Origin of the sequence: Paraburkholderia tropica, from assembly GCF_914484835.1 — a bacterium.
GTDB classification, from domain to species: Bacteria; Pseudomonadota; Gammaproteobacteria; order Burkholderiales; family Burkholderiaceae; genus Paraburkholderia; species Paraburkholderia tropica_A.
This window is the reverse complement of sequence record NZ_CAJZAR010000041.1, coordinates 182-23644: the sequence shown is the minus strand read 5'-3', so window position 1 is coordinate 23644 and position 23463 is coordinate 182. Positions and strand designations below refer to the sequence as shown.

The 23463-nt window shown below is 67.7% G+C and carries 24 protein-coding genes; 4 read left to right on the top strand and 20 right to left on the bottom strand.

Features of this window, described 5'->3' with window-relative positions; all coding sequences use genetic code 11:
- Window positions 1-6: 6 nt before the first annotated feature.
- The 7 genes from LDO54_RS11375 to LDO54_RS11345 all read right to left on the bottom strand — a co-directional run bounded on the left by LDO54_RS11375 (window position 7) and on the right by LDO54_RS11345 (window position 7196).
- Complete coding sequence (locus tag LDO54_RS11375; protein ID WP_224010289.1) at window positions 7-1290, bottom strand: dicarboxylate/amino acid:cation symporter; 1284 nt, start codon at window positions 1288-1290, stop codon at window positions 7-9.
- Between the two features lie 343 nt (window positions 1291-1633).
- Window positions 1634-2410, bottom strand: a complete 777-nt coding sequence (locus tag LDO54_RS11370; RefSeq protein ID WP_224010479.1) for an ABC transporter permease subunit — start codon at window positions 2408-2410, stop codon at window positions 1634-1636.
- Window positions 2411-2606: 196 nt separating this feature from the next.
- On the bottom strand, window positions 2607-3407 hold the full coding sequence (locus LDO54_RS11365) for a taurine ABC transporter ATP-binding protein (RefSeq protein ID WP_224010288.1): 801 nt from the start codon (window positions 3405-3407) through the stop codon (window positions 2607-2609).
- A 40-nt stretch (window positions 3408-3447) separates the two neighbouring features.
- Window positions 3448-4506: a taurine ABC transporter substrate-binding protein gene (tauA, locus tag LDO54_RS11360; protein WP_224010287.1), complete on the bottom strand. Its 1059-nt coding sequence runs from the start codon at window positions 4504-4506 to the stop codon at window positions 3448-3450.
- Window positions 4507-4709: 203 nt separating this feature from the next.
- Window positions 4710-5726 (bottom strand): lipoyl synthase, encoded by a 1017-nt coding sequence (gene lipA, locus LDO54_RS11355; protein WP_224010285.1) that lies wholly within the window; start codon window positions 5724-5726, stop codon window positions 4710-4712.
- A 13-nt stretch (window positions 5727-5739) separates the two neighbouring features.
- Window positions 5740-6630: a lipoyl(octanoyl) transferase LipB gene (lipB, locus tag LDO54_RS11350; protein ID WP_224010283.1), complete on the bottom strand. Its 891-nt coding sequence runs from the start codon at window positions 6628-6630 to the stop codon at window positions 5740-5742.
- 239 nt (window positions 6631-6869) lie between these two features.
- Window positions 6870-7196, bottom strand: coding sequence for a DUF2917 domain-containing protein (locus LDO54_RS11345; RefSeq protein WP_224010281.1), 327 nt, complete (start codon window positions 7194-7196; stop codon window positions 6870-6872).
- Window positions 7197-7295: 99 nt separating this feature from the next.
- On the opposite strand from LDO54_RS11345, the gene LDO54_RS11340 reads away from it, so the two are divergent.
- Complete coding sequence (locus tag LDO54_RS11340; protein WP_224010279.1) at window positions 7296-8273, top strand: transcriptional regulator GcvA; 978 nt, start codon at window positions 7296-7298, stop codon at window positions 8271-8273.
- 77 nt (window positions 8274-8350) lie between these two features.
- Here LDO54_RS11340 and LDO54_RS11335 read toward each other — a convergent pair whose 3' ends face one another.
- From LDO54_RS11335 to LDO54_RS11290, 10 genes are all read right to left on the bottom strand, one after another.
- Entirely contained in the window at window positions 8351-8650 is a 300-nt protein-coding gene (locus tag LDO54_RS11335; protein WP_224010277.1) for a DUF493 family protein, read from the bottom strand.
- The gene (locus tag LDO54_RS11330; protein WP_224010275.1) at window positions 8647-9777 is read right to left on the bottom strand and encodes a D-amino acid aminotransferase; all 1131 of its coding nucleotides are present in this window, start codon (window positions 9775-9777) and stop codon (window positions 8647-8649) included. Before LDO54_RS11330 ends, LDO54_RS11335 begins: the two co-directional genes overlap by 4 nt.
- Complete coding sequence (locus tag LDO54_RS11325; RefSeq protein ID WP_224010273.1) at window positions 9778-10992, bottom strand: D-alanyl-D-alanine carboxypeptidase family protein; 1215 nt, start codon at window positions 10990-10992, stop codon at window positions 9778-9780.
- Window positions 10993-11338: 346 nt separating this feature from the next.
- Window positions 11339-11971, bottom strand: a complete 633-nt coding sequence (locus tag LDO54_RS11320; protein WP_224010271.1) for an alpha/beta hydrolase — start codon at window positions 11969-11971, stop codon at window positions 11339-11341.
- Between the two features lie 52 nt (window positions 11972-12023).
- A complete protein-coding gene (locus LDO54_RS11315; RefSeq protein WP_224010269.1) occupies window positions 12024-12353 on the bottom strand; it encodes a (2Fe-2S) ferredoxin domain-containing protein in 330 nt (109 codons plus the stop codon).
- Between the two features lie 131 nt (window positions 12354-12484).
- Window positions 12485-13849 carry a VanZ family protein gene (locus LDO54_RS11310; protein WP_224010267.1) on the bottom strand — a complete coding sequence of 455 codons (1365 nt, stop codon included), beginning with the start codon at window positions 13847-13849 and terminating at the stop codon, window positions 12485-12487.
- Between the two features lie 58 nt (window positions 13850-13907).
- Window positions 13908-14537, bottom strand: coding sequence for an ABC-type transport auxiliary lipoprotein family protein (locus tag LDO54_RS11305; RefSeq protein WP_224010265.1), 630 nt, complete (start codon window positions 14535-14537; stop codon window positions 13908-13910).
- Between the two features lie 173 nt (window positions 14538-14710).
- Window positions 14711-15673: an MlaD family protein gene (locus LDO54_RS11300; protein WP_224010263.1), complete on the bottom strand. Its 963-nt coding sequence runs from the start codon at window positions 15671-15673 to the stop codon at window positions 14711-14713.
- A 49-nt stretch (window positions 15674-15722) separates the two neighbouring features.
- Window positions 15723-16604 carry an ABC transporter ATP-binding protein gene (locus tag LDO54_RS11295; protein ID WP_224010478.1) on the bottom strand — a complete coding sequence of 294 codons (882 nt, stop codon included), beginning with the start codon at window positions 16602-16604 and terminating at the stop codon, window positions 15723-15725.
- A 23-nt stretch (window positions 16605-16627) separates the two neighbouring features.
- Complete coding sequence (locus LDO54_RS11290) at window positions 16628-17761, bottom strand: MlaE family ABC transporter permease (protein ID WP_224010261.1); 1134 nt, start codon at window positions 17759-17761, stop codon at window positions 16628-16630.
- Between the two features lie 414 nt (window positions 17762-18175).
- Between LDO54_RS11290 and LDO54_RS11285 the strand changes: the two genes are divergently transcribed.
- From LDO54_RS11285 to LDO54_RS11275, 3 genes are all read left to right on the top strand, one after another.
- Window positions 18176-19090, top strand: coding sequence for a biotin--[acetyl-CoA-carboxylase] ligase (locus LDO54_RS11285; RefSeq protein WP_224010258.1), 915 nt, complete (start codon window positions 18176-18178; stop codon window positions 19088-19090).
- A complete protein-coding gene (locus LDO54_RS11280; protein ID WP_224010256.1) occupies window positions 19087-19908 on the top strand; it encodes a type III pantothenate kinase in 822 nt (273 codons plus the stop codon). The genes LDO54_RS11285 and LDO54_RS11280 overlap by 4 nt, the downstream gene beginning before the upstream one ends.
- A 79-nt stretch (window positions 19909-19987) precedes the next feature.
- Entirely contained in the window at window positions 19988-20227 is a 240-nt protein-coding gene (locus LDO54_RS11275; RefSeq protein ID WP_224010255.1) for a hypothetical protein, read from the top strand.
- 54 nt (window positions 20228-20281) lie between these two features.
- Here the strand turns inward: LDO54_RS11275 and rfaE2 are convergent, their stop codons facing one another.
- The 3 genes from rfaE2 to LDO54_RS11260 all read right to left on the bottom strand — a co-directional run.
- A complete protein-coding gene (gene rfaE2 / locus LDO54_RS11270; RefSeq protein ID WP_205997738.1) occupies window positions 20282-20764 on the bottom strand; it encodes a D-glycero-beta-D-manno-heptose 1-phosphate adenylyltransferase in 483 nt (160 codons plus the stop codon).
- A 169-nt stretch (window positions 20765-20933) separates the two neighbouring features.
- On the bottom strand, window positions 20934-21803 hold the full coding sequence (locus LDO54_RS11265; RefSeq protein WP_224010254.1) for a ferritin-like domain-containing protein: 870 nt from the start codon (window positions 21801-21803) through the stop codon (window positions 20934-20936).
- Between the two features lie 464 nt (window positions 21804-22267).
- Window positions 22268-23463: patatin-like phospholipase family protein (locus tag LDO54_RS11260; protein ID WP_436975553.1), on the bottom strand; the 1196-nt coding region annotated here is incomplete at its 5' end.

Sequence of the window (23463 nt, the reverse complement as noted above, 5' to 3'; positions counted from 1 at the left end):
AAACGCTTAGACGCCCGCGCCTTCCTTCACTTCCTCGGGATTGCCCGAGAGCGCCGCGCGCATCTTGTTGCGGTCGAGTTCCTTCTCCCATGCCGACACCACGACCGTCGCCACGCCGTTGCCGACGATGTTGGTCAGCGCGCGGCATTCGCTCATGAAGCGGTCGATGCCGAGAATCAGCACCATGCCCGAGAGCGGAATGGTCGGCACCACGGCCAGCGTCGCCGCCAGCGTGATGAAGCCCGCGCCGGTCACGCCGCTCGCGCCCTTCGAGGTGAGCATCGTCACCGCGAGCAGCGTGAGCTGCTGGGTCCACGTGAGGTCGGTGTTGGTCGCCTGGGCGATAAAGAGCACCGCCATCGTCATGTAGATGTTGGTGCCGTCGAGGTTGAACGAATAGCCGGTCGGCACCACGAGACCCACGACCGAGCGCGGGCAGCCCATGCGTTCGAGCTTCTGCATCAGTTGCGGCAGTGCCGATTCCGACGAGCTCGTGCCCAGCACGATCAGCAGTTCTTCCTTGATGTACGAAACGAAGCGGATGATCGAGAAGCCCGTGAAGCGCGCGATGGCGCCGAGCACGACGAGCACGAACACGATCGACGTCAGATAGAACGTGCCGATCAGCTTGAGCATCGGCACGAGCGAGCCCACGCCGTACTTGCCGATGGTGAACGCCATCGCGCCGAACGCGCCGATCGGCGCCAGCTTCGTGACGATCTTGACGATGCCGAACAGCACGCCCGAGAGGCTGTCGATGAAATCGGTCACCACGCGGCCGCGTTCGCCCAGTTGCGCGAGCACTGCGCCGAACAGCAGCGCGATCAGCAGGATCTGGAGGATTTCACCCTGGCCGAACGCCGAGAACATCGTGTCCGGGATGATGTGCATCAGGAAGTCGACGGTGGTCTGACCGTGTGCCTTCTCCGCGAAGCTCGCGACGGCCTTGGCGTCGAGCGTGGCCACGTCGACGTTGAAGCCCGCGCCCGGCTTCAGCACGTGCGTGGCGATCAGGCCGAGCACCAGCGCGAAGGTCGAGACGATCTCGAAGTAGAGCAGCGCCTTGCCGCCCACGCGGCCGACCTTCTTCATGTCTTCCATGCCGGCGATGCCGGTCACGACCGTACAGAAGATGATCGGGCCGATCACCATCTTGATCAGCTTGATGAAGGCGTCGCCGAGCGGCTTCATGTCGATGCCGAGGGCGGGCGAGAAATGGCCCAGGATCACGCCGATGACAATCGCCACGATCACCTGGAAATACAGCACTTTGTGGAGAGGTTTCTTCACTTTGGATGCCTGCAATGAGTTAAGCCGATGGCCGCGCGCAGATACGCGCCGAACCGCGACAGGTCGAAACGGGGGGAATCAGCGAAACCGGACGAGGGGATCGGACATCGGCTGTCTCCTTGCTTTTTTTGTCGCGGCCGGGGTGGCCGCGCGCTTTATTTTGCAAGGTTGATGCCAGCTGCGCAGCGCGCCTTCACCCTTGATTTACAAGGGATTTTTAGCGCGGCCGCGCGCCCGCAATCTGGATTTCCAGAAATGCGGATTGGATGTGTACGGGAATCCGGAAATCCAGGCGCGCGGGTGCGGGATGGAAAAGGGTCTTAACAGGTGGGGAACGCGCGCCTCAGCCGCGCCCTTTCCACGGCACGAGACGCCGTTCGAGCGCGCGCATGCCGAGGTCGAAACCCCAGGCGATCAGGCCGATCAGCACGATGCCCATCACCACGACGTCGGTGCGCAGGAAGCTCGACGCGTTGAGCACCATCTGGCCGAGACCCGCCGTGGCGGCGACCATTTCGGCGGCCACCAGCGTGGTCCAGCCGAAGCCGATGGCGATGCGCAGCCCGGTGAGGATCTCGGGCAGCGCGGCCGGCAGCACCACGAAGCGCACGATCTGCGCGAAGCTGCCGCCCAGCGACGCCGCCGCGCGCAACTGCTCGACCGTGGCGCTTTTCGCGCCCGCGCGCGCGGCCATGGCGATGGGCGCGAAGCAGGCGAGCCAGATCACGACGATCTTGGCGGTCTCGTCGATGCCGAACCAGATCACCACGAGCGGCAGATACGCGAGCGGCGGCAGCGGCCGGTAGAACTCCAGCGGCGGATCGAGCAGGCCGCGCGCGACGCGCGACACACCCATCAGGATGCCGACGGGAATCGCCGTCAGCGCCGCGAGCGCGAACGCGCCGAACACGCGCAGCGCGCTCCAGAACAGATGCTCGGAGAGCGGCAGACCGCCCTGGATGCGGCCGTGCCACGCGTCGACGAACGCGTGCCAGACCGCCTCGGGCGTCGGCAGAAAGAGCGGCGGCAGCCAGTGCAGATGCGTGGCGAGCCACCAGAGCGCGGCCAGCCCGGCCACCGACGCGGCGCTCAGCGCGGCCGTCGGGCCTTCGCCGGGCATGCGCCAGACGCGGGCGCGCGAATGCGCGGACGAAGCAGGCGCGGCTTGCGGCGCGGTTTGCGACGCGGTTTGCGACGCGACTTCAGCGCCGTCGAAATGACTTGAGGCGCGTGCGTTCAGCGCTTCCAACGATTCTTGCGGCACGCTCATCGCATCACCTTCACTATGGGCTTCATGGATCGGCTCGTGGATCGGCTCAAGTCAGCGCCGGTTCGCGCGCATCCGCGTGCAGCAGGCTCACGAGCCGCTCGCGCCATTCGATGAAATCGGGCGCCGACTTCACCGCGCGCGCGTCGCGCGTGCGCAGATAGCGGCGCGCGAACGGCACCTCGAACGCGTGCTCGATGCGCCCCGGCCCCGGCGTCATGACCACCACGCGCGTCGCCAGAAAGAGCGCCTCCTCCACGCTGTGCGTGATGAAGAACACCGTCTTCTGCGTGCGCGCCCAGACGTCGAGCACGAGCGTCTGCACCGATTCGCGCGTCATCGCGTCGAGCGCGCCCATCGGCTCGTCCATCAGCAGCACTTGCGGATCGCTCGCGAGCGCGCGCGCGATGCCCACGCGCTGCTGCATGCCGCCCGAGAGCGCATCCACGCGCGAACGCGCATGCTCGTCGAGCCCGACGAGCGCGAGTTGCGCACGCGCGATCCGTTCGCGCTCGGCCTTCGGCACGCGCCGGAAACGCAGGCCCAGCGCGACGTTGTCGAGCACGTTCAGCCACGGCAGCAGCGCGTGCTTCTGAAACACCACGCCGCGCTCCGCGCCCGGCCCGGCCACGCGCGCGCCGTTCACGCGCACCTCGCCGCCGGTCGGCTCGATGAAGCCCGCGATGCAGTTCAGCAAGGTGGTTTTGCCGCAGCCCGAGGCGCCGAGCGCGACCACGAACTCGCCGCTTTCCACTTGCAGATTCACGTTCGCGAGCGCCACGCTGGGCGCGTCGCCGCGACGCGCGCCCGCGTAGGCGACGCTCAGATCGCGGATATCCAGTGCGCTCATGCTCGCCTCCTTCGCGTGCGTGCGGTGACGAATGCCGATCTCAGTGCGCCGCGGCGCGCTGCACGTAACGCGGATCGATGCCGACCGAGTAATCGGGCAGCACGTTCTGGATCGTGCCCTGCTGCTTGAGGAAGGTCGCGGTCGCGAGCAGCGATTGCGCCGCGCCCGACTGCGCGCCGCCGCCCAGCCAGGTCTTCGACGCCTGCTCGGCCGGCGTGGGGAACGCGTAGAGCGCAAGGCTCGCGGGCACTTCGTCCGGGTTCGCGCCCGACTCCTTCGCCACCGCCTGCACCTGCGGCGAGGCGGCGTTCCACGCGGTGCGATGCGCGCCGTAATCGGCGTCGGCGGCGGCCAGCACCTGCACGAACTTCGCCACGAAGTCGCCGTTATCCTTCGCGAAACCGCGATCGACCACGAAGCCGTCGAAGGTCGCCTTGCCCGTCGCCTTCGCCACCTGCCCCGACGTGATCAGCACCTTGCCGTTCTTCTTCACCTGCGCGAGCACCGGGTCCCAGATATAGGTCGCGTCGATGTTGCCGCGCTGCCAGGCCGCCGCCACTTCAGGCGGACGCAGGTTGACGATCTTCACGTCGGCAGGATTCACGCCCGCGTTCTGCAACGCCACCAGCGCGTGAAAGTGCGAGGTCGACACGAACGGCACGCCGATCGTCTTGCCCTTGAGCCCTGCGATGCTCGTCACGCCCGAGCCGTCGCGCGCGACCAGCGCCTCGGCGTCGTTGATGTTGTCGAGAATCCAGAACAGCGAGAGATTCACGCCCTGCGAGAGCCCTGCCGCGATCGGGCTCGACCCCGCTTCGCCGAGCTGCACCGAACCCGAGGCGAGCGCGCGGATCACATCGGCGCCGCTCGCGAGCTTGCGGAAGGTGACCTTGTAGCCGGTGGCCTTTTCGACTTCGCCGGTCGCCTGCGCGTAACGCCAGGGCACCACCATGTCCTGATACGCGATCACGACTTCGCGCGTCTCGGCCTGCGCGCGCGGCGCGCCGAACGCGGCGAACAGCGCCGTGGCCGCCAGCGCGGCGGCGAGCCCGCGCGGACGTTGCGAGGAAAGGACACGTTGACGGGCGCGATGACTCATCGAAAGACTCCGGCGGAACCACTGAGGTTGAATGGACGGTTCCGACTATAGGGAGTCTCGCGGCGTCCGGTTCTAATTTATCCGCGATAGCTAATGACGCTGCTGGAGCATTGCTTTGCGTGTTCCGGCGTATGCCGCGCGCCAACGAAAAAGCCCGCTTTTCAGCGGGCTTTTTTCGAAGCGATGCAGCGAAACGATGCGGCTTAGACCACGCCCGCGCCGTGCGCCTGCAGATCGGCGTGATAGCTCGAACGCACCATCGCGCCGACGGCCGCGTGCGTGAAGCCCATCTTGTACGCCTCTTCCTCGTACATCTTGAAGGTGTCCGGATGCACGTACGAACGCACCGGCAGATGGTGCTCCGAAGGCTGCAGATACTGGCCGATCGTGAGCATGTCCACGTCGTGCGCGCGCAGGTCGCGCATGACCTGAAGAATCTCTTCCTCGGTTTCGCCCAGACCGACCATCAGGCCCGACTTGGTCGCGACTTCCGGGTGCAGCGCCTTGAAGTCCTTGAGGAGCTTCAGCGAGTGCGCGTAGTCCGAACCCGGGCGCGCTTCCTTGTACAGACGCGGCACCGTTTCGAGGTTGTGGTTCATCACGTCGGGCGGCGCGGCGTTGAGGATGCCCAGCGCGCGGTCCAGACGGCCGCGGAAGTCGGGCGTGAGAATCTCGATGCGCGTTTCCGGCGAATGCTCGCGCACCTGGCGGATACATTCGACGAAATGGCCCGCGCCGCCGTCACGCAGATCGTCGCGGTCGACGCTCGTGATCACGACGTACTTGAGCTTGAGCGCGCCGATGGTGCGCGCGAGGTTCGCCGGTTCGTCCGGGTCGAGCGGATCGGGACGGCCGTGGCCGACGTCGCAGAACGGGCAGCGGCGCGTGCACTTGTCGCCCATGATCATGAACGTCGCGGTGCCCTTGCCGAAGCATTCGCCGATGTTCGGGCAGCTCGCTTCCTCGCACACCGTATGCAGGTTGTGCTCGCGCAGGATGTTCTTGATCTCGTAGAAGCGCGAGGTGCCCGTGGCCGCTTTCACGCGGATCCAGTCGGGCTTCTTGAGCTTCTCGATGGGGATGACCTTGATCGGAATGCGCGCGGTCTTGGCCTGCGCCTTCTGTTTCGCGGTGGCGTCGTAGGGGACGTCGGCGGGGACCGGGCTCGTGGCCGGGTTCGGCACCGAATTCGCGGCGGGGTTCGCGGTTACATCAGTCATTCGTTCGATCCAGTCAGGCCGCCGGAACAGCGCCAGCCTGCGGTTGCGGCGGTTGCCCGCCTGAGGCCGCCTGAGCAGCCGGGTCCACTGCAGCCGCTTCGGCCGCCGGGTCTGTGGCGGCCGCTTCGGCCACCGGAAGAGTTGCCGCGTGCGCAGCGAGTTGCGTCTCGAGCTGCGCCGCCAGCGTGGCGGCCACCTCGCGCCAGTCCGCCGCGACGCCGAGCGACGCCATGTCGACGGTTTCGAGGCCCGCGTAGCCGCACGGATTGATCGCGAGGAAGGGGCTCAGATCCATCGACACATTCAGGCTGACGCCGTGATAGGAGCAGCCGTTGCGGATCTTCAGACCGAGCGCCGCGACCTTCGCGCCACGGTGCGTCGCGGCCGCGCCTTGCGCGTGTTCCGGCACGTAAATACCGGGCGCGCCGGCCTTGCGCTCGCTCGCGAGATTATACGCCGCCAGCGTGTCGATCACGGCCTGCTCGATGAGCGTGACGAGCTCGCGCACCATCAGTTTCCGGCGTCGCAGATCGAGCAGCAAATAGGCCACGATCTGGCCCGGCCCGTGATAGGTGATCTGGCCGCCGCGGTCGATCTGCACGAGCGGAATGCCGCTGTTGGCGACGAGCAGATGTTCGGGCTTGCCGGCCTGGCCGAGCGTGAAAACGGGCGGATGCTCGACGAGCCAGATTTCGTCGGGCGTATCGGCGTCGCGCTGTTCGGTGAACGCGCGCATGGCGTCGAAGCTCGCCTGGTACGCTTCAGTGCCGCGCCAGCGCAAGACGGGCGCGGCGAATCGGACTGAAACCGCGGCGGAAACCGGTGCGCTGGATGCGCCGGATGCGTTGCTGGACGCCGCCTCGGCGATCGTGGGAATCGCGGAGCGCGCGGGGTCGGATGACATGGACAGGGGTGAAACCGGGGTGGCACACATGATTCCCGAAGTTTACCCAATTCGGGACAAGCGCGCCGAGGACGCTGCGGCATGGCCGGGATCAGCCTGCGCGCAGCGGTGCCTCGTCGGGATCGCGCAGGGATCGCACAGGGATCGCGCCAGAATCGCCCGATTTCGCGGTTTCAGCGTGTTTTTCGCGCGATTTCAGCACGATCCAGGCGCATTTCCGCACACCTATGCACGGTGCATCAAACCGTGCGCCAGCCGTCGCCCGTATGCACGCCGAGGCGCGCCGCCGTGCGCGCGGCCCAGTCGAGCGCGCGCTCGCTCACGCGCTGGGGCGTCGCGAACGCCACCCACGCGGGCGCGCCCTTCTCCGCGCCGATCCACAGCCGCTCTCCGCGCCGCAGCCGCACCGTCTGGCCCGGTTCGAGCCAGTAATCGGCCGTGTCGTCGCTGCGCGTGAGCCAGACCGCGCCGCAATGCACCGTCAGACGCGTGCTGCGCGAAACCCGCACCGAAGCGACTTGATGCGCTTCCACCTCGAAGGTGATATCCGAAGAAATTTCTCTCATTTTCGACTCCGAATGACCTGCTCCAATGGCTACAATCCTAGACACTGCAAGGGATCGAGCAAAACGATCATTTTTCACGGCTATGTGAGAAAAATTACGATGGACCTGCGCACGCTTCCGGCCCTCAATGCCCTCAAGTCCTTCGAGGCGGCCGCCCGTCACGAGAGTTTTTCGCGCGCCGCCGACGAGCTGTTCGTCACGCACGGCGCGGTCAGCCATCAGATCCGCGCGCTGGAAGCGGAACTCGGCGTAGCGTTGTTCGCGCGCGACGGCAAGCGCGTGCGCGTGACCGACACGGGCCGCCGCTACGCCACCCAGGTGCGCGACGCGCTCAACCAGTTGGCGCGCGCCACCGAGGAAATCCGCGCGGGCGACCGCGAGCGGCGGCTGGTCGTGTCGATGCTGTCGTCGTTCGCGGCGCGCTGGGTCACGCCGCGCATCGGCCGCTTCATCGAGGCGCATCCGCAGTGGGACGTCGAGCTGCAATCCACCAACTCGCTGATCGATTTCGCGCGCGACGACGTGGACGTGGCGATCCGCTTCGGCTTCGGCCACTATCCGGGCCTGCACACCGAACTGCTGCTCGACGAGATCTTCTTTCCCGCCTGCGCGCCCGACTTCAACGGCGGCAAGCTGCCCGAAGACCCGCGCGAGATGACGAAGCTGCCGCTGCTGCGCTCCGACGACGAACTCTGGCGCCCGTGGTTCGACGCCGCCGGCCTGCAGGATCTGCCCGAGCCCAAGCGCGGCGTGCTCTATCAGGATTCGTCGAATCTGCTGCAGGCGGCGATGGACGGCCAGGGCATCGCGCTCGTGCGCCGCTCGCTCGCGATGCACGAAATCACGCGCGGACGCCTCGTGCGCCTCTTCAAGGACATCGACGGCCCGAGCCCGTGGCGCTACTACTTCATCTGCCAGCCGCAGCGCCTGCAAACCGAGCGCGTGACCGCGTTCCGCAACTGGGTGTTCGACGAGGTGGCGCGCTTTCGCCGGCTCTACGAAGACGCCTGCGAGGCCGGTCCCGTCATCACGGCGGCCGCCGCCGCGATGCGCGCGACCACGGGCGAGGCGCCCTGAACCGCCGGTAAACGCAACAAGGGCCGCTCGAAAGCGGCCCTTGCTTCATGTCGATCCCGAGTGGCGGGAGCGCGCCCTTACAGCACGATCTTCACCATCGGATGCCCGGTCAGCGCGCGATAGATATCGTCGAGATGCGGCTGGCTCGTCGCGCGCACCGTCACCGTGAGGCCAGTGTAGTTGCCGCCGCTCGACGGGCGCGTTTCGATGGTCGCGGTATCGAAACCGCCGTCGAATTCGCGCAGCACGGCGATGATCGTGTCCTGAAACTCGGGATGCGTCTTGCCCATTACCTTGATGGGGAAGTCGCACGGAAACTCGATCAGCGAGGTCTTTTCTTCGGCGCTGGCCGCGCCGTTCGTTTGCGATGCACTCATTTGTCCACTTCCTGTAGCGAGGCGGCGGCTTCGGCGTGCGATTGCGCCAGCGATTCCGCCTCATAAACCTCACGCGCCGCGCGCGCCTTCGCACGCTGGTACGCCGCGTAAATCGCCGCATAGACGGGCCCCGGCTTGCCGTCGCCCACGGCCTGGCCGTCGATCGTCACGACCGGCAGCACTTCCTTGGTCGCCGAGGTCAAGAGCACCTCGTCGGCGGCGCGCAGCGCGGCCTCGTCGATCTCGCGCGCCTCGAAACGCAGCCCGCATTCCTGCGCCAGTTCCTCGACGAGCCCGTAGCGGATGCCTTCGAGAATCTTGTGGCTGCGCGGCGGCGCATACAGCGCGCCATCCTTCGCGATCCACACATTCGACGACGATGCTTCGGTCACCCAACCGTCGCGTAGCTGGATGGTTTCGAACACGCCGTGTTCGGCGGCATGCTGCGCCATCAGCACGTTGCCGAGCAGCGATGTCGACTTGATGTCGCAATGCAGCCAGCGGCGGTCTTCGGCGGTGACGCAGCCCACGCCGGTCGCGCGCTGCGACTCGCCCGCCATGACGAGCGGGTTCACCATCACGAGCACCGTGGGCGGCACGCTCGCCGCCGGAAACGCGTGCGCGCGCTTCGCGACGCCGCGCGTGACCTGCACGTAGACGTTCGCGTGCGCATCGGGCGCGAGCGCGCCGGCCTGCACGTTGGCGTCGAGCACGCGCGCGATCAGCGCACGCCAGCCGCTGTCGCTGAACGGATTGGCGATGCCGACCTTCTCCAGCGAACGCGCGAGCCGCGCGAGATGCTGCGTGAGCCGGAACGGCACGTGCACCAGCGGCGCTGCGCCTTCGTCGTCATCGTCATCGTGGCTTTCGACGCCCTCGACTTCGAGCGCATAGACCGGCACCACTTCGTAGATGCCGTCGCCGAAAATGAAGCCGCGGTCGAGCACCGGCACGCGCGCCAGGCTGATCGGCGTGAACTCGCCGTTCAGCCAGACGACGGGCTCGCCTTCGTGCTCGTCACCGGTATCGTGCTCATCATCGACATCGTGCTCATCGAAGGCATCGTGCTCGTCGTGCGGGTCAAGCGCGCCGTCTTGCGGCGCGGAAGTCGAGGTCGGCCCGGCCATTTACTTCTTCTTGTTGAACATCAGCATGAGCGAATCCCACACGCGGCCGACGATACCGGCTTGCGGCACCGCTTCGAGCGCGACCAGCGGGAATTGCGCGAGCACCTTGCCGTCCGCGCCGACGAACTTCGCCGTGCCGACTTGCTGGCCGTCCGCGAGCGGCGCGATCAGCGGGCTGGTGATGTCGATCTGCGGCTTGGCCTTGTCGGCCGCGCCCTTCGGCAGCGTGACGAACTGATCCTTCTTCACGCCGACCTTCACGGCGTCCGCCGCGCCCTTGTAGACGCGCGGCGTAGCCACGGCCTGGTTCGCGCCGTAGATGCGCGTGGTGTCGTAGGCGCTATAGCCGTAGTTGAGCATCTTCAGGCTGTCCTGCACCCGGTCGTGCTCTTTCTGCTCGCCCATCATCACGGAGACCAGACGGCGATCGCCGCCGCCCGCCATCGGACGCTTGGCCGACGCGATCAGGCAGTAGCCCGCAGCTTGCGTGTGGCCGGTCTTCAGACCGTCGACCGTCGGGTCGATCCACAGCAGGCGGTTGCGGTTCGGCTGCTTGATGTTGTTGTACTTGAATTCCTTGACCGAGAAGATGCTGTAGTACTCGGGATAGTCGCGAATCAGGCGCGCCGACAGCGTGGCGAGGTCGCCGGCCGTCGTGTAGTGATTCGGGTCGGGCATGCCGTTGACGTCGGCGAAATGCGTGTGCGCCATGCCGAGCTTCTGCGCTTCGGCATTCATCATGTTCACGAAGTTCGCTTCGCTGCCGCCGACCAGTTCGGCGAGCGCGATAGCCGCGTCGTTGCCCGACTGGATGATCATGCCGTACACGAGGTCGTGCACCGAGACCGGCTTGTTCGCTTCGATGAACATGCGCGATTCGTCGGTCTTCACGCGACGCACGGCTTCGCTCGGCGTGACGATCTGCTCCATCGAAATCTTCTTCGATTGCAGCGCCTCGAACGTGAGGTACGCGGTCATCAGCTTCGTGAGCGAGGCCGGTTCGACGCGCTCGTCGGCGTTGCCCGAGGCGAGCACCTGATTCGCGGTGGCGTCGACGAGCACCCACGAGCGCGCGTTCACGGCCGGCGGCGGCACTTGCGCGAAGGCGCTGGCGCTCGCGAGCAGCGAGGCCGGCACGAGCGCGCCGAGCGTGACTTTACGGACGATGGAGGGAGAAACGAAGGAGGACTGCTGGCCGTTGGAGAGAAAACGCATGGGTTCAGGTCGGACGGGATTGGGGTCGGGATGAACGTGGCGCGCCATGCGGCGCACGGTCGGGTGAGGCGGATTGCGCCGCCTCGCTCACACGCCTGATGAGGTTTCAGGCGGGCGCGGCGGCCGCAAAAAGAGCGCCCATTATACGCGTCGCGTGCAGGCGTTTTTCGAAGTGGGCACACGTTTGCGCGCACCTGTCGTGCATTTTTAACGCTTCGCGCGCATTTTTTGCGGCGCCGCGCGATGTTTTCTCACGATCGTCCGACGCACGGCTTACAGCCATTGCGTGCGAACGATGTGGACCCTAAAAACGTGCGCGGGTGAATCAGATCGGCAAACGCAGCGCTCAGCGCCAGGCCTCGACGATGATGCGCTTGAGAATATGCAGCTTGCGATGCAGGAAGTGTTCCGCCCCCGGAATCACCACAACGGGCAGTTCCTGCGGCCGCGCCCATTCGTACACCGACAGAATCGGCACGGTGTCGTCGAGTTCGCCGTGAATCACGAGCGTGTCCTCGCGCACCGGCGCGACTTCCCAGCGGCTCGCCGCCGTGCCGACGAACACCATGCGCTCGATCTCGCCGCCCGCTTCCAGATAGCGCTTCGCGACGTGCGAGAGCACGAAGGTGCCGAACGAAAAGCCCGCGAGCACGAGCGGCACATCGGCCTGACCCGGCTGCGCGCGCATGTAGCGGATCAGTTCGAGCAGATCGTCCTGCTCGCCGATGCCGTTGTCGTGCGTGCCCGCCGTGCCGCCGACGCCGCGAAAGTTCGAGCGGTACGTCGTGTAGCCGAGTTGCACGAGCGTGCGCGCGAGCGTCTGCGCGACCTTGTTGTCCATCGTGCCGCCAAAGAGCGGATGCGGATGCGCGACGAGCGCGATACCGCGCACGGGCGTGCCGGCGTCGGGCGTGTCGCGCGCGCATTCGATCTGGCCGATCGGGCCGTCGATATGGAATTTCTGCGTCTGGGCGTTCATCGGGCTACGGTCCTTGCTGTCGTTTTTACAGTCGTTTTTATCCCGGCGTGCATCACGGACGGTCGATCAGCAGACGCTCGACCACCTGGCCGTTCTGCAGATGCGACACGACGATTTCCTCGATGTCGGTTTCGTCGACATAGGTGTACCAGGTGCCTTCCGGGTACACGACGACGACCGGGCCTTCCTCGCAGCGGTCGAGACAGCCGGCCTTGTTGACACGCACTTGCCCCGGACCCGCGAGGCCCAGTTGCTTCACGCGTTTCTTCGCGTATTCCTGCATCGCCTGCGCGTTGCAGTTCGCGCAGCTCGGACGCTCGGCGCCGGGCTCGCGCTGGTTCAGGCAGAAGAACACATGGTGTTTGTAGAAGGAATCGGTCATGGCTGAATACCGGTGAAGGCGGTGAAAGTGGGGGCGGCGCTTGCCGGAGGATCGGAACCGGAAACCGGTGACGATGCGCGCGCGGCGTGCCTGATCGGATCGCTGAAGGCGGTTCTGGAATGTGCGGTCGATTATAGCGAGCGCCGCGCGAGCCACGCGCGCTCCAGCGAGAACGCGCTCCAGCCGAGCGCGGCCCACGGCCAGCTCCACGCGAGCCAGTGCGCGAGGCCGTTGAAATGCAGATAGCGGCCCTGACGCCAGTCGGCGAGCACCACGTCGAAATAGGGATTCACGGGCAGCACGTTGACCAGCACGAGCGCCACGGCCAGCGCCGCGCTCGCCGCCGCCGCGCGCGCGGCGCGCGGCAGGCGCAGCGCGAGAAAGGCCGCGAGCGTGCCCCACACCAGGCCGCCGAGCGCGCCCGGCGTCGCCCAGTTGAAGATCAGCCCGCTTTGCGATTGCAGGAAGGTCGCGCCCGCCTTCACCACCAGCGTCGCCGCCAGCAGCACAACGATCAGCCGCGCGCGCGGCGCGCGCTGGCGCATCGGCAGCGAGGCGAAGGCCGCCGCGCCGAACAGGTTCAGCGTCGTGACGAGCGCCTCCCAACTGCTGTCGGGCAGGCGCGCGGCGAGCGCGTCGGGCAGCGCGCGCAGATGCCAGGCGGCGGGCGTCCAGGCGAGCACGGCGTCCTGCATCGAGACGTCGAAGCGCTGCCAGATCGCGCGCGGCCAGTCGCCCATGCCGAACAGGCGCGGCGCGGGAAACATCGTCGCGAACGGCCAGAGCGCCGCGAGCACCATCAGCGCGCCGGCATCGCGCTCGAACCAGCGAAAACGCAGCCGCCGCAGAAAGCCGCGTTCGAGCAGCGCGCCCGTGAGCGGCGCCGCGAGCGCTGCGCCCAGCAGCGCACCGAGCGCATTGGTGGCGAGATCGAGATTGGATGCGACGCGCGTCGGCAGATAGGTCTGCACCGCTTCCATCGCGCTGGAGAGCAGCGTGCCGCCCAGCGTCGCGAGCGCGACGGCCGCCAGCGCGCGGCAGCGCGGCCAGACCGCCAGCACCGCGAGCGCGCCGAACGGCATGTAGCCGAGCACGTTGGTGACGACGTCGAAGACGGTCCAGTAGCGCGGAAACGGATCGTTGAGAAAGTCGAACGGACCGAGGCCGAGCGAGCGCCAGCCCGAGAACGGATACCACGAGCCGTAGACGATCAGCGCCGTGTAGAGCGCCAGCGCCTGGCGCGAGAGCGTGGAGGCCTGGCGCGGCAGGTTCTCGCGCGTGGGATCGGGGGAACTGATGGGTGAACTGCGGGATGAACTGTTGGGGGAACTGTTGGCGGAACCGCCGCGCGAATCGACGGCGACATCGCGCGCAGGATCGAGCGAGCCGGATTGCGCAGACGCAGCGGACGCCTCCCGCGCGCGGGCCTCGCCGCCGCCGGATTCGCCGATGCCGCTCTCGTCGTCCTTGCCGCCCTTACCCGCTTTGCCGCTCATCCAACCGGTCCCACTGGAGCCGCGTGCCGCGCGCCGCGCGCGCCGCCCGCCGCGTTCCTCAAGGCGTGCCGGCGAATGCCTGCACGCTCAGCCATGCGCCGATCTGGCTCGCGAAGTCGTCGCTCGCCGTGCGCAGCGCCGCCGCCCCGCCCGCCGCATCCGGCGTGCTCGCGGGCGCGCGCGCAAGGAACGAACGCTGCGCGATCACCTTGCCGCCCTGCATCAGCGTCGCGCGCGCAGCCAGCACGCCCGAGCTTTCCGACTGGGTGTCGAAGACCTGTTCGAACTCGGTGAGTTCGACCTTGAGCATCGGCGCCTGCACGGCGTCGGCGCCCGAGAGCACCGTCACGCGCGTGGCGAGCGAGGTGCGCAAACGCTGCGTGAGCAGGCGCGCGGGCGACATCGTCCAGCGGCTGTCGGCGTAGCGCGCCGAGCGCTGCGAGTCGCCGCCGATGCGATAGACGATGCCGTCGTGATCGAGCGTGGCCGGCGCGCTCACTTCGAGCACCTTGAGCGGCGGCAGCGTGGGCGCCGCGGGCGGCGCTTCCTGCGGCCCGAGGTCGTAGCGGATGTCCGAGAGCGCGGCCGGATTGCCGGCGCACGCCGCCAGCGTGCCGATGGCGAGCGCCGCGAGCGCGGCGCAGCAAAGCCGCAGGAGCGAGCGTGACGGGGTGGCTTGGCGTGACATTGCGGTTCCTTCCGGTTCTTGCGGTTATGCGGCGCCGTTCTGACAGGCGCCGCCCAGGTCGAATGGACTCCGACTCGGTTGCGGCGCAGCAGTTCGCGGCGCGCGCAGCAGCATAGCGATTTTTGCGAGGGGCCAGAACGCGTGCCGCTGCGTCGTGCCGCCTCGCCGCGGACTTACTTCGCGCCCGTGCCCGGCCAGGCGAAGCCCGGCTCGCCCGGCCCCGGCGCGGGTTGCGGCGCGCCGCCGAACAGCACGCTGCGCGGGCTGCTGCTGAAGGTGCCCGCCGCGCGGTCCACCGAGCGCATCGCCGAGCGCACGTCGTCGGTCAGCGAATCGACGCGGGGCAGCGTGTCGTAGCCCACGCGCGCCGAGAGTTCCTGGATCGACATGTCCATCGAGGCGAGCGCCTGCCCCGCCTGCGCCGCCGCCGTGCCGGCCTTGTTCAGATTGGTCTGGAACGGGCCGTCCGGGCGGTTCACGCTGGTGATGAGCTGATTGGTCGACTGCAAGGTTTTCTGCAGGTCGGCGACCGCGCCCGGCAACTGCTTCGCGGTCGGCTGCAACTGCTGCGCGAGCGTGTTCACGCTGTCGGCGGCCTGCTGGAGCGAGACCACCGTCGCCATCACCTGCTTGCGGTTTTCCTCGCTGAGCATCTGGTCGACGTCGGTGGCGATGCTGTCGAGCTTGCGCAGCAGCACGTCGCCGCGCCGCTGAAGCTGGTCGAGCAGGCCGGGCCGCAGCGGAATCTCCGCCACATTCTTCTCCGACGACGCGAGCGGCGACTGGTCGAGGCCGTTGTCGTCGAGCTGCACGAAGGCGATGCCGGTCACGCCCTGGAGCGCGAGCGTGCCGAAGGTCGAGCGCGTCATCGGCGCCTTCTGGTCGACCAGCACACGGATGCGGATCTGGCCCGGATGCGCCGCGTCGAAGCGGATCGACTGCACCTTGCCCACGTCGAGACCGCGATAGCGCACGGCCGCGTCCGGGTACAGGCCCGTGACGCTGCTGCGCGAGATCAGGTCGTACGGCACGCGCACCGAATGATTGGCGCTGAAGAAGAAGACCGCCAGCGCGATGGCCGCCAGCAGGCCGATCGTGAAGAGGCCGGCCCAGAACGCATGCGGTTTGTTTTCCATCGTCAGATTCCCTTGTTGGCGACCTTGCGCCTCGTGACACGCCCGCGCGTCAGCACGGCTTCACGCCCACGGATGCGGGCAGCAGCGCCGCCGGCGGCAGCTTCGCGCGGCGCTCGGGCGGCAGCGCCTGCAGCGCGCGCCGTCCGCGCATGCCCAGAAAATATTCGCGGATGAACGGATCGTCCACGCCGGCCGCCTCTTCCACGGGCGCGGCCACCAGCACCTTGCGCTCCGCGATCACGGCCACGCGCGTCGAGAGCGCGACCATCGCGTCCAGATCGTGCGTGATCAGCACGACGGTCAGGCCCAGCGCGCGGTGCAGCGTGCTGATCAGTTCCACCACTTCGTCCGACGAGCGCGGGTCGAGCCCCGCCGTCGGTTCGTCGAGTATCAGCAGTTCGGGCTCCAGCACGATCGCGCGCGCGAGCCCGACGCGCTTGACCATGCCGCCCGAGAGCGCGGCCGGCATCTTCGAAGCGTGCTTGCACGGCAGCCCGACCATCTCCAGCTTGAGCATGACGATGTCGCGCAGCAGGTCGGCCGGCACCTTGCCGAGTTCGCGCACCGGCTGCGCGATGTTGTCGTACACCGACAGCGACGAGAACAGCGCGCCGTGCTGGAACAGCATGCCGGTGCGCGTGCGCATCAGGCGCGCGCGCTCGGGATCGGTCGTCGTAATGTCTTCGCCGAACATCTTGATGGTGCCCGACGTGGGCCGTTCGAGCCCGAGAATCTGCCGCACCAGCGTGGTCTTGCCCGAACCCGAGCCGCCCACGATCGTGACGATCTCGCCGCGCCGGATATCCAGATTCAGATGCTGATGGACGATGTTGCGCCCGTAGCGCTTCGTGAGGTTGCGCACCTCGATGATCGGCTCGCCGATCGCCGGCAGCGGCAGGTCCTCGACGGCTTCCTTGAGCGGCGTGCCCAGCGTGCCGGTCGTGGTCAACGTGTTCATGACAGCCCCACGTTCTGGAACAGGATGGCGAACACGGCGTCGGCGAGGATCACGATGGTGATCGACGACACGACCGACGTCGTCGTGCCCTCGCCGAGACTCTGCGAATTCGCCTTGATGCGAAAGCCGAAGTGGCAGCCGACGATGCCCACCAGCATGCCGAACGCCACGCCCTTGCCGAGCCCGATCCAGAGGTTCGCGATCGGCACCACGCCCGGCAGCGAACGCACGAAATACGACACGTCGATGCCCAGCACCGCCTTGGCCGCGAGCGCGCCGCCGAGCAGCGCGATGATGTCGGTCCAGATCACCAGCAGCGGCATGGCCACGCCCAGCGCGACCACGCGCGGCAGGATCAGCCGCAGGCCGTGCGAGATGCCCATCACGCGCATCGCGTCGAGCTCCTCGGTCACGCGCATCACGCCGATCTGCGCGGTGATGGCCGAACCGGAGCGCCCAGCCACCAGTATGGCCGCAAGCACGGGACCGAGTTCGCGAATCACCGCGAGCCCGAGAATATTGACGATGAACTGGTTCGCGCCGAACAGCCGCAACTGCTGCGCAGAGAGATACGACAGCACGATGCCGATCAGGAACGCCACCAGCGCCGTGATCGGCAGCGCGCGCGCGCCCGCGTTGTAGACATTCGCGGAAATCTCGATCCAGGGCGTGGCCTTCGGCTTGCGCAGGATAAAGAGCAGATCGAGGATCACGCGGCCGAGCATCGAAATGCCGCCGTAAAGGTGATCCCAGAACGAGAAGATCGCGAGGCCGAGCTTCGTGACCGGATCGATCTTGACGACGCGCTCGGGCGCCTCGCGCACCGAATCGAGCAGCGCGATGCGCTCGAAGATGTCGCGCTGCGTCTGCGTGAGCGCGACCAGATCGGCGGGCAGCTTGTGGCCCCAGACGCGCCAGAGCGCCTGACCGCCGACGTGGTCCATGCGTTCGATCCGCGACAGATCCCACTGGCCGACGCGCTCGCCGAGCAGCGCGCGCAGCCGCTGCGCCGCGCCGCCCTGATCGCGGTCGCGTGCGAGCGCGAGCGCGGTCCACTGGCCGGACAGGCGCACGATCTTTCCCTGGTTGCCGGCCGCGATTTCGAGGCCAGGCGGCGTCTCTTGAGTCAAGGCGGGGCGCTCGGACGGAAGAAATGATCAAACATTGTATCGAACGCGCCCCGTTTCGGCGGTGCGAGCGCGCACCGATTTCGCATCGCGCCACGAGGGTGCGTGCGAGGGCGCGCGGGGCTGTGGACAATTCTGTGGATGACCTGTTGGCACCCTGTGGGCACGATGGGGAATTCGCGGACCGTCAGCGCGATTCTCATCATCACAATCGTTCGCGCCTGTGGATGAATCCGTGGATAAGCTGTTGGCAGCCTGTGGGTGGGCTGTGAATTTGCATAAAAAACGGGCATTCCGGCGATAAAACCACACGAGGGACGGATCGCGTCGGCCGCCTCCTCTGTCAGCCCATCGGCCGCGCCGTTCCCGCGCCGCCCGCGCGCCGCACAGCCACGGCCAGCCACTACAATACGCACCATGAATGCGACGCCCCCCACCCCCGCTCCGCGCGCCGACGACTGGCGCATCGACCGCGATCGCGCGGTGACGCTGTTCGGCCCGGCTGCACACGACTGGCCGATCGAAATCGTCGAGGAAACCGGCTCCACCAACGCCGACCTGATGGCGCGCCTGAAAGCGCTGCCCCATCGCACCAACGCGCTCGCGCGCCCGCTCGTGCGCGTGGCTTATCTGCAGACCGCCGGACGCGGTCGGCGCGGCCGCGGCTGGGTCGCCCAGCCCGGCGACGCGCTGCTGTTCTCGCTCGCCTGCGTGATCCCGCGCCCGATCGAAGGACTCGCGGGGCTCAGCCTCGCGGTCGGCTCGGCGCTCGTCGACGGCCTGCGCACGCTGCCCGTGAGCGCACCCGGCCAGATCGCGCTGAAATGGCCGAACGACGTGCTGCTCGAAGGCGACAAGCTGGTGGGGATTCTGGTGGAAACGGCGTGGAGCACGCCCGACGCGACGGCGGTGGTGATCGGCATCGGCACCAACGTGCGCGGCGCGGACGCGCTGGCCGCGAAAGTCCAGGCGCTCAACGCCGACACCGCCGCGCAGCAGGCCGCGCCCGTGCCCGGCGCGGCGCCCACGGCGCTTTCGCGCGTGTGGCCCGGCGCCAATCTCACCGACGTGCTGGCCGCCGAACTCAACGCGCTCGAAGACGCGCTCGCGCGCTTCGGCGAAAGCGGCTTCGCCACGTTCCAGGCGCGCTGGAACGCGTGCCACGCCTACGCGGGCCGCGAAATCGCGCTCTACGAACAAGGCGCCGAGCTGATGCGCGGCATTGCCGTGGGCGTGGACGAGCGCGGCCAGTTGCTCGTCGATACCGCGCGCGGACGCGAAGCGGTCACGACCGGCGACGTCTCGCTGCGTCTCGCGGGCGGCGGCGCATGAGCCGCGCGGCCGCGCCCTTTCTGCTGATCGACGCCGGAAACAGCCGCATCAAATGGGCCCTCGTGGCCGCCGACGGCGCGCGTCTGCACGCGGGCGCGGCGGATCATGCGAGTCACGATGAAGCGCAAGATCCCCGTCTCGATTTCGCCGATTGGGCGACGCTGCCCGCGCCCGGCGGCGCATGGATCTCGAACGTCGCGGGCGAAGCCGTCGCGCGCCGCCTCGACGCCGCGCTCGACGCGCGCTGGCCCGGCCTCGCGCGCACGGTGATCCGCGCCTGCGAACACCAATGCGGCGTGACCAACGGCTACAGCACGCCCGACGCGCTCGGCAGCGACCGCTGGGCCGGCATGATCGGCGCGCGCGCGGCGTTTCCCGGCGAACCGCTCCTGATCGCCACCTTCGGCACCGCCACCACGCTCGAAGCGCTGCGCGCCGACGGCACCTTCGTCGGCGGCCTGATCGCGCCCGGCTGGACGCTGATGATGCGCGCGCTCGGCGAGCACACCGCGCAACTGCCGGTGCTCGACGCGCAGCACGCGCGCGGCCTGATCGATGCGCCCGCGCGCGCGCCAGGCGAGCAGCCCGGCCCGCTTTTCGCCACCGACACGAAGCGCTCGATCTCGGCGGGCTGCGCGCTCGCGCAGGCGGGCCTCATTGAGCGCGCGTGGGCGGATTTGCAAGATGCGTGGACAATGCCGGTCCGGCTGGTGGTGAGCGGCGGCGCGGCAGCCGAAGTGACAGCGGCGCTCAAGGTGCCGCATACTCGCCACGACGCGCTGGTGCTCGCCGGCCTCGCGCTGATCGCGCAGTCCTGAGCCCAGCCCAAGCCCTGCTGGACGCCGCATTGCACGGCGCCCGCCCATCCGAACCACGATTTCGACGGAGTTTCACACGATGCTGCGCTGGCTGATCGCCATCCTGATTCTCGCCAACCTGCTCGCCTTCGCGGCGATACGCGGCCTGTTCGGTCCCATGCCCGCTTCGGGCTCGCTGCAACGGCAGCATCTGAACCGGCAGATTCACCCGGAAGGACTCACGGTGCGGCCGATCAAGCCGTCGGAGTCCGTGGACGTGCCCGTGGTCGGCGGCCCGGTGGCCGAGCCGGCCATCCAGGCGTCGACGCTCACGCAGTGATCATGTAGGGGTTACACACCAGGCGCGGCGTCGCTTACCTCATCGGGCGATCGATCAGGATTGCGCGCGCACCTTCTGCAACAGCTTGGTGGTCGAGCGGTCGTGCTCGAACGCGATCGCCAGCGCCTTGCCGCCCCAGCCGCGCACGAGCGCCGACTCGGGCAGCGCATCCATGTCGTAGTCGCCGCCCTTCACGAGGATGTCGGGGCGCACGGCCTCGATGAGCTCGATCGGCGTCTGCTCGCCGAACTGCACCACCCAGTCCACGCTTTCGAGCGCCGCCAGCAGCGCCATGCGGTCGTTTTCGTTGTTGATCGGACGATCGTCGCCCTTGCCGAGCCGCTTCACCGAAGCGTCGCTGTTCACGCCGACGATCAGCGTTGCGCCGAGCGCTTTGGCGTCGGCGAGATAGGTCACGTGACCGCGATGGAGGATGTCGAAAACGCCGTTGGTGAACACCACCGGACCGGGCAGCGAGGCGCGCATCTGCGCGAGCGCCTCGCGCGTCGTGATCTTGCGTTCGAAGGAAGCGGGCATCGGATGTGACTCGAAAAGAAGTTGACTGACTGCGGGACTAACTGCGAGATTAGCCGCTGGACTCACAACGTAAAACGGCCCGGACGCGCAAGCGTGCCGGGCCGTTTTCGATTCATGCGTTTTGCGCTTCGGGGCACGCCGCGAGGCGCGCGCTCGAAGGCGCCGGCGCTCAGGCCGGTTGCTGCGTGCCCTGCTCGGCCTGCAGGCGCTGCACCACTTCCTTGCGGTAGCGGTTCAGTTCCTGCGCCGTGCTGAACGTGCGTTCGAACAGGATCGACAGGTTGTGCAGAATGCGCTCGATGACCTTCTTTTCCCAGCCGTCGTCGAAGCGGATCTGCTCGTCGAGCCAGCGCTCGAGCCATTCCGGGTCGGGCAGGCGCGATTGCACCGTGTCGCGCGGGAACAGCGCCTGGTTCACGTGCAGGTTGGTCGGGTGCAGCGGCTTTTCGGTGCGGCGCGCCGACGCCATCAGCACGCCGATCTTCGCGAACGCCGCGCGCGCGACGTCGCCGCAGTTCACGAGCGCCTTCTTCATATAGCGCAGGTACGCGCCGCCATGACGCGCTTCGTCGCGCGAAATGGTTTCGTAGATGGCCTTGATGACCGGCTCCGTGTGCCATTCGGCGGCGCGGCGGTACCAGTGATTCAGGCGGATCTCGCCGCAGAAGTGCAGCATGAGCGTTTCGAGCGGCGGCGCCGGATCGAATTCGAAGCGCACAGCGTGCAGTTCTTCTTCCGTGGGCACCATTTCCGGCTTGAAGCGGCGCAGGTATTCCATCAGCACGAGCGAGTGCTTCTGTTCTTCGAAGAACCACACGCTCATGAACGCGGAAAAGTCGCTGTCGTGATGGTTGTCACGCAGGAACATTTCCGTGGCCGGCAGCGCCGACCACTCGGTGATCGCGTTCATCTTGATGGTCGCGGCCTGCTCGTCGGTCAGGAGCGACGCGTCGAATTGGTCCCACGGAATGTCCTTCTCCATGTCCCATCGGACCGATTCGAGCGACTTGTAAAGTTCCGGATAAAGCATCGTGTTCATAGTCCCGCCCCTGTTCTGCGCATGACGACTTGTAGCGTGCCGCCTGCTGCGCGTGCCATCACGCGGCGCACAGGCGAAAAGCGTTTAATTTTACGCGGTAACCGGCCCTCTGGACGCAATCTCACCGCGGCTAAACAGATTGTTTCCTGTCGAGCGGCAATCCGCGCTGCCGGGGTGTAAGGCGCCGTCGTGGGTTCTGGGTAGTTACACCGTGCCTCGAACCCGGCTGCCGAAATGTCCGCGGGGCCGCCGGTTCGCGATGCCCACGCCGCCTGGCCGCCTCGCCCGCGTGATACGCGGCGGCCCCGGCGGACCGTCCCAGCACTGCGACAGAATGACGCAGTGCCACCTCCCGATGATCGCATCGGAAATCGCGTGGAGGCACGTGCCATAAGGCTCGCGGCGCTCCGACGCTCTGACTGGACGGCCAGAAAAACCTTACACCATGATAGCACGCCGATCTTTCAGTTCCGGGGCGCCTCCGGGTGGGCCGTGACGACGCCCGACGGTGGGTCCGGCGGCGCTGCCGGCGCCACGGTCGGCGCTGCTGCTGGCGCCGCTGTCGGCATCTTCAACCAGCTCAAAAGCACTTCGCGCTGGGCGAGCGTGTCGCGATAGCCGAGTTCGATCAGCGCCTGCGTGAATTCGCGCTCGAACAGCAGATAGCTCGCAAACGCCGCGCCCGACGCGCGGTTGCCGCCCACCGCGCCCAGCAGCATGCGCACCGAAAGCGGCAGCCGTTGGAGATGGCGCGCCGCGATCAGCTCGATACGCTCGCTCGGACCGATCGCGAGCACCTCGATATGCCGCCAGCCGCTTTCCGGCTCGACCGTGTGCGGCAGTTGCAGGACCATGCGGTTGACGTGCTCGACGCGCTCGATGTCCGCGCCGAGCGCATCGAGGAACACGCTCGCGAGCACCTGCTGGCCGACTTGCGCGAGCGTCGGATAGACGTCGATATCGGGACGCGCGACCGAGACTTCCGGCGCTTCGGGCGCGGGCGCACCGGGCGTCGGCGCGCTCGCGCCGATCACGACGATGCGCTCGGCGCCGAAGTGGATCGCGGGCGAAAGCGGCGCGATCTGGCGGATCGAGCCGTCGCCGAAATATTCGTGATGGCCGTCGAGTTCGAGGCGCACGGCGGGAAACACATAGGGAATCGCCGCCGACGCGAGCAGATGCGCGGGCGTGAGCGCGACCATGCGCGCCGTGCGCTGCGCGCGCCGCCAGGCCTGGATCGGCTCGCTCGCCTGATAGAAAGTCAGATGCCGCCCCGACGAATAGCTGAGCGCCGTGACCGAAAGCGCGTGCAGCAGGCGCGCGTCGAGCATCTGCTCGATGCGATGGAAGTCGAGCGTGGCGGCGAGAAAGTGGGCGAGCGGCGCGTTGTCGAACAGCGTGCGCGGCGTGCGGCGCGCGCCGAGCCCGAAGGTGGCCCAGCCGAACGCGAGCGCCGCGAGCCAGCGGCCGCCCGCCGCCGCGATGCCGGGCCAGTCGGTGCGATAGACCTTATCGGCGCTCAAACCCGCCCAAACGTCAACGAGACGCGCCGCGCCGTGCTGGAAATGGTCGGCGTGACTGGCGATGGAAGTGGCGTTGATCGCGCCCGCCGAAGTGCCGCAGATCACCGTGAACGGCATGGCGCGGCGCAGCGGCTCGA

Coding starts and splice junctions, on each gene's coding strand:
- LDO54_RS11275 (WP_224010255.1), top strand. CDS start 19,988: ATGCTGCGCTGGCTGATCGCCATCCTGATTCTCGCCAACCTGCTCGCC.
- LDO54_RS11370 (WP_224010479.1), bottom strand. CDS start 2,410: ATGCCCGGCGAAGGCCCGACGGCCGCGCTGAGCGCCGCGTCGGTGGCC.
- LDO54_RS11265 (WP_224010254.1), bottom strand. CDS start 21,803: ATGAACACGATGCTTTATCCGGAACTTTACAAGTCGCTCGAATCGGTC.
- LDO54_RS11285 (WP_224010258.1), top strand. CDS start 18,176: ATGAATGCGACGCCCCCCACCCCCGCTCCGCGCGCCGACGACTGGCGC.
- tauA (WP_224010287.1), bottom strand. CDS start 4,506: ATGAGTCATCGCGCCCGTCAACGTGTCCTTTCCTCGCAACGTCCGCGC.
- lipB (WP_224010283.1), bottom strand. CDS start 6,630: ATGTCATCCGACCCCGCGCGCTCCGCGATTCCCACGATCGCCGAGGCG.
- LDO54_RS11305 (WP_224010265.1), bottom strand. CDS start 14,537: ATGTCACGCCAAGCCACCCCGTCACGCTCGCTCCTGCGGCTTTGCTGC.
- LDO54_RS11340 (WP_224010279.1), top strand. CDS start 7,296: ATGGACCTGCGCACGCTTCCGGCCCTCAATGCCCTCAAGTCCTTCGAG.
- LDO54_RS11310 (WP_224010267.1), bottom strand. CDS start 13,849: ATGAGCGGCAAAGCGGGTAAGGGCGGCAAGGACGACGAGAGCGGCATC.
- LDO54_RS11315 (WP_224010269.1), bottom strand. CDS start 12,353: ATGACCGATTCCTTCTACAAACACCATGTGTTCTTCTGCCTGAACCAG.
- LDO54_RS11320 (WP_224010271.1), bottom strand. CDS start 11,971: ATGAACGCCCAGACGCAGAAATTCCATATCGACGGCCCGATCGGCCAG.
- LDO54_RS11345 (WP_224010281.1), bottom strand. CDS start 7,196: ATGAGAGAAATTTCTTCGGATATCACCTTCGAGGTGGAAGCGCATCAA.
- LDO54_RS11300 (WP_224010263.1), bottom strand. CDS start 15,673: ATGGAAAACAAACCGCATGCGTTCTGGGCCGGCCTCTTCACGATCGGC.
- LDO54_RS11330 (WP_224010275.1), bottom strand. CDS start 9,777: ATGGCCGGGCCGACCTCGACTTCCGCGCCGCAAGACGGCGCGCTTGAC.
- LDO54_RS11325 (WP_224010273.1), bottom strand. CDS start 10,992: ATGCGTTTTCTCTCCAACGGCCAGCAGTCCTCCTTCGTTTCTCCCTCC.
- LDO54_RS11280 (WP_224010256.1), top strand. CDS start 19,087: ATGAGCCGCGCGGCCGCGCCCTTTCTGCTGATCGACGCCGGAAACAGC.
- lipA (WP_224010285.1), bottom strand. CDS start 5,726: ATGACTGATGTAACCGCGAACCCCGCCGCGAATTCGGTGCCGAACCCG.
- rfaE2 (WP_205997738.1), bottom strand. CDS start 20,764: ATGCCCGCTTCCTTCGAACGCAAGATCACGACGCGCGAGGCGCTCGCG.
- LDO54_RS11335 (WP_224010277.1), bottom strand. CDS start 8,650: ATGAGTGCATCGCAAACGAACGGCGCGGCCAGCGCCGAAGAAAAGACC.
- LDO54_RS11365 (WP_224010288.1), bottom strand. CDS start 3,407: ATGAGCGCACTGGATATCCGCGATCTGAGCGTCGCCTACGCGGGCGCG.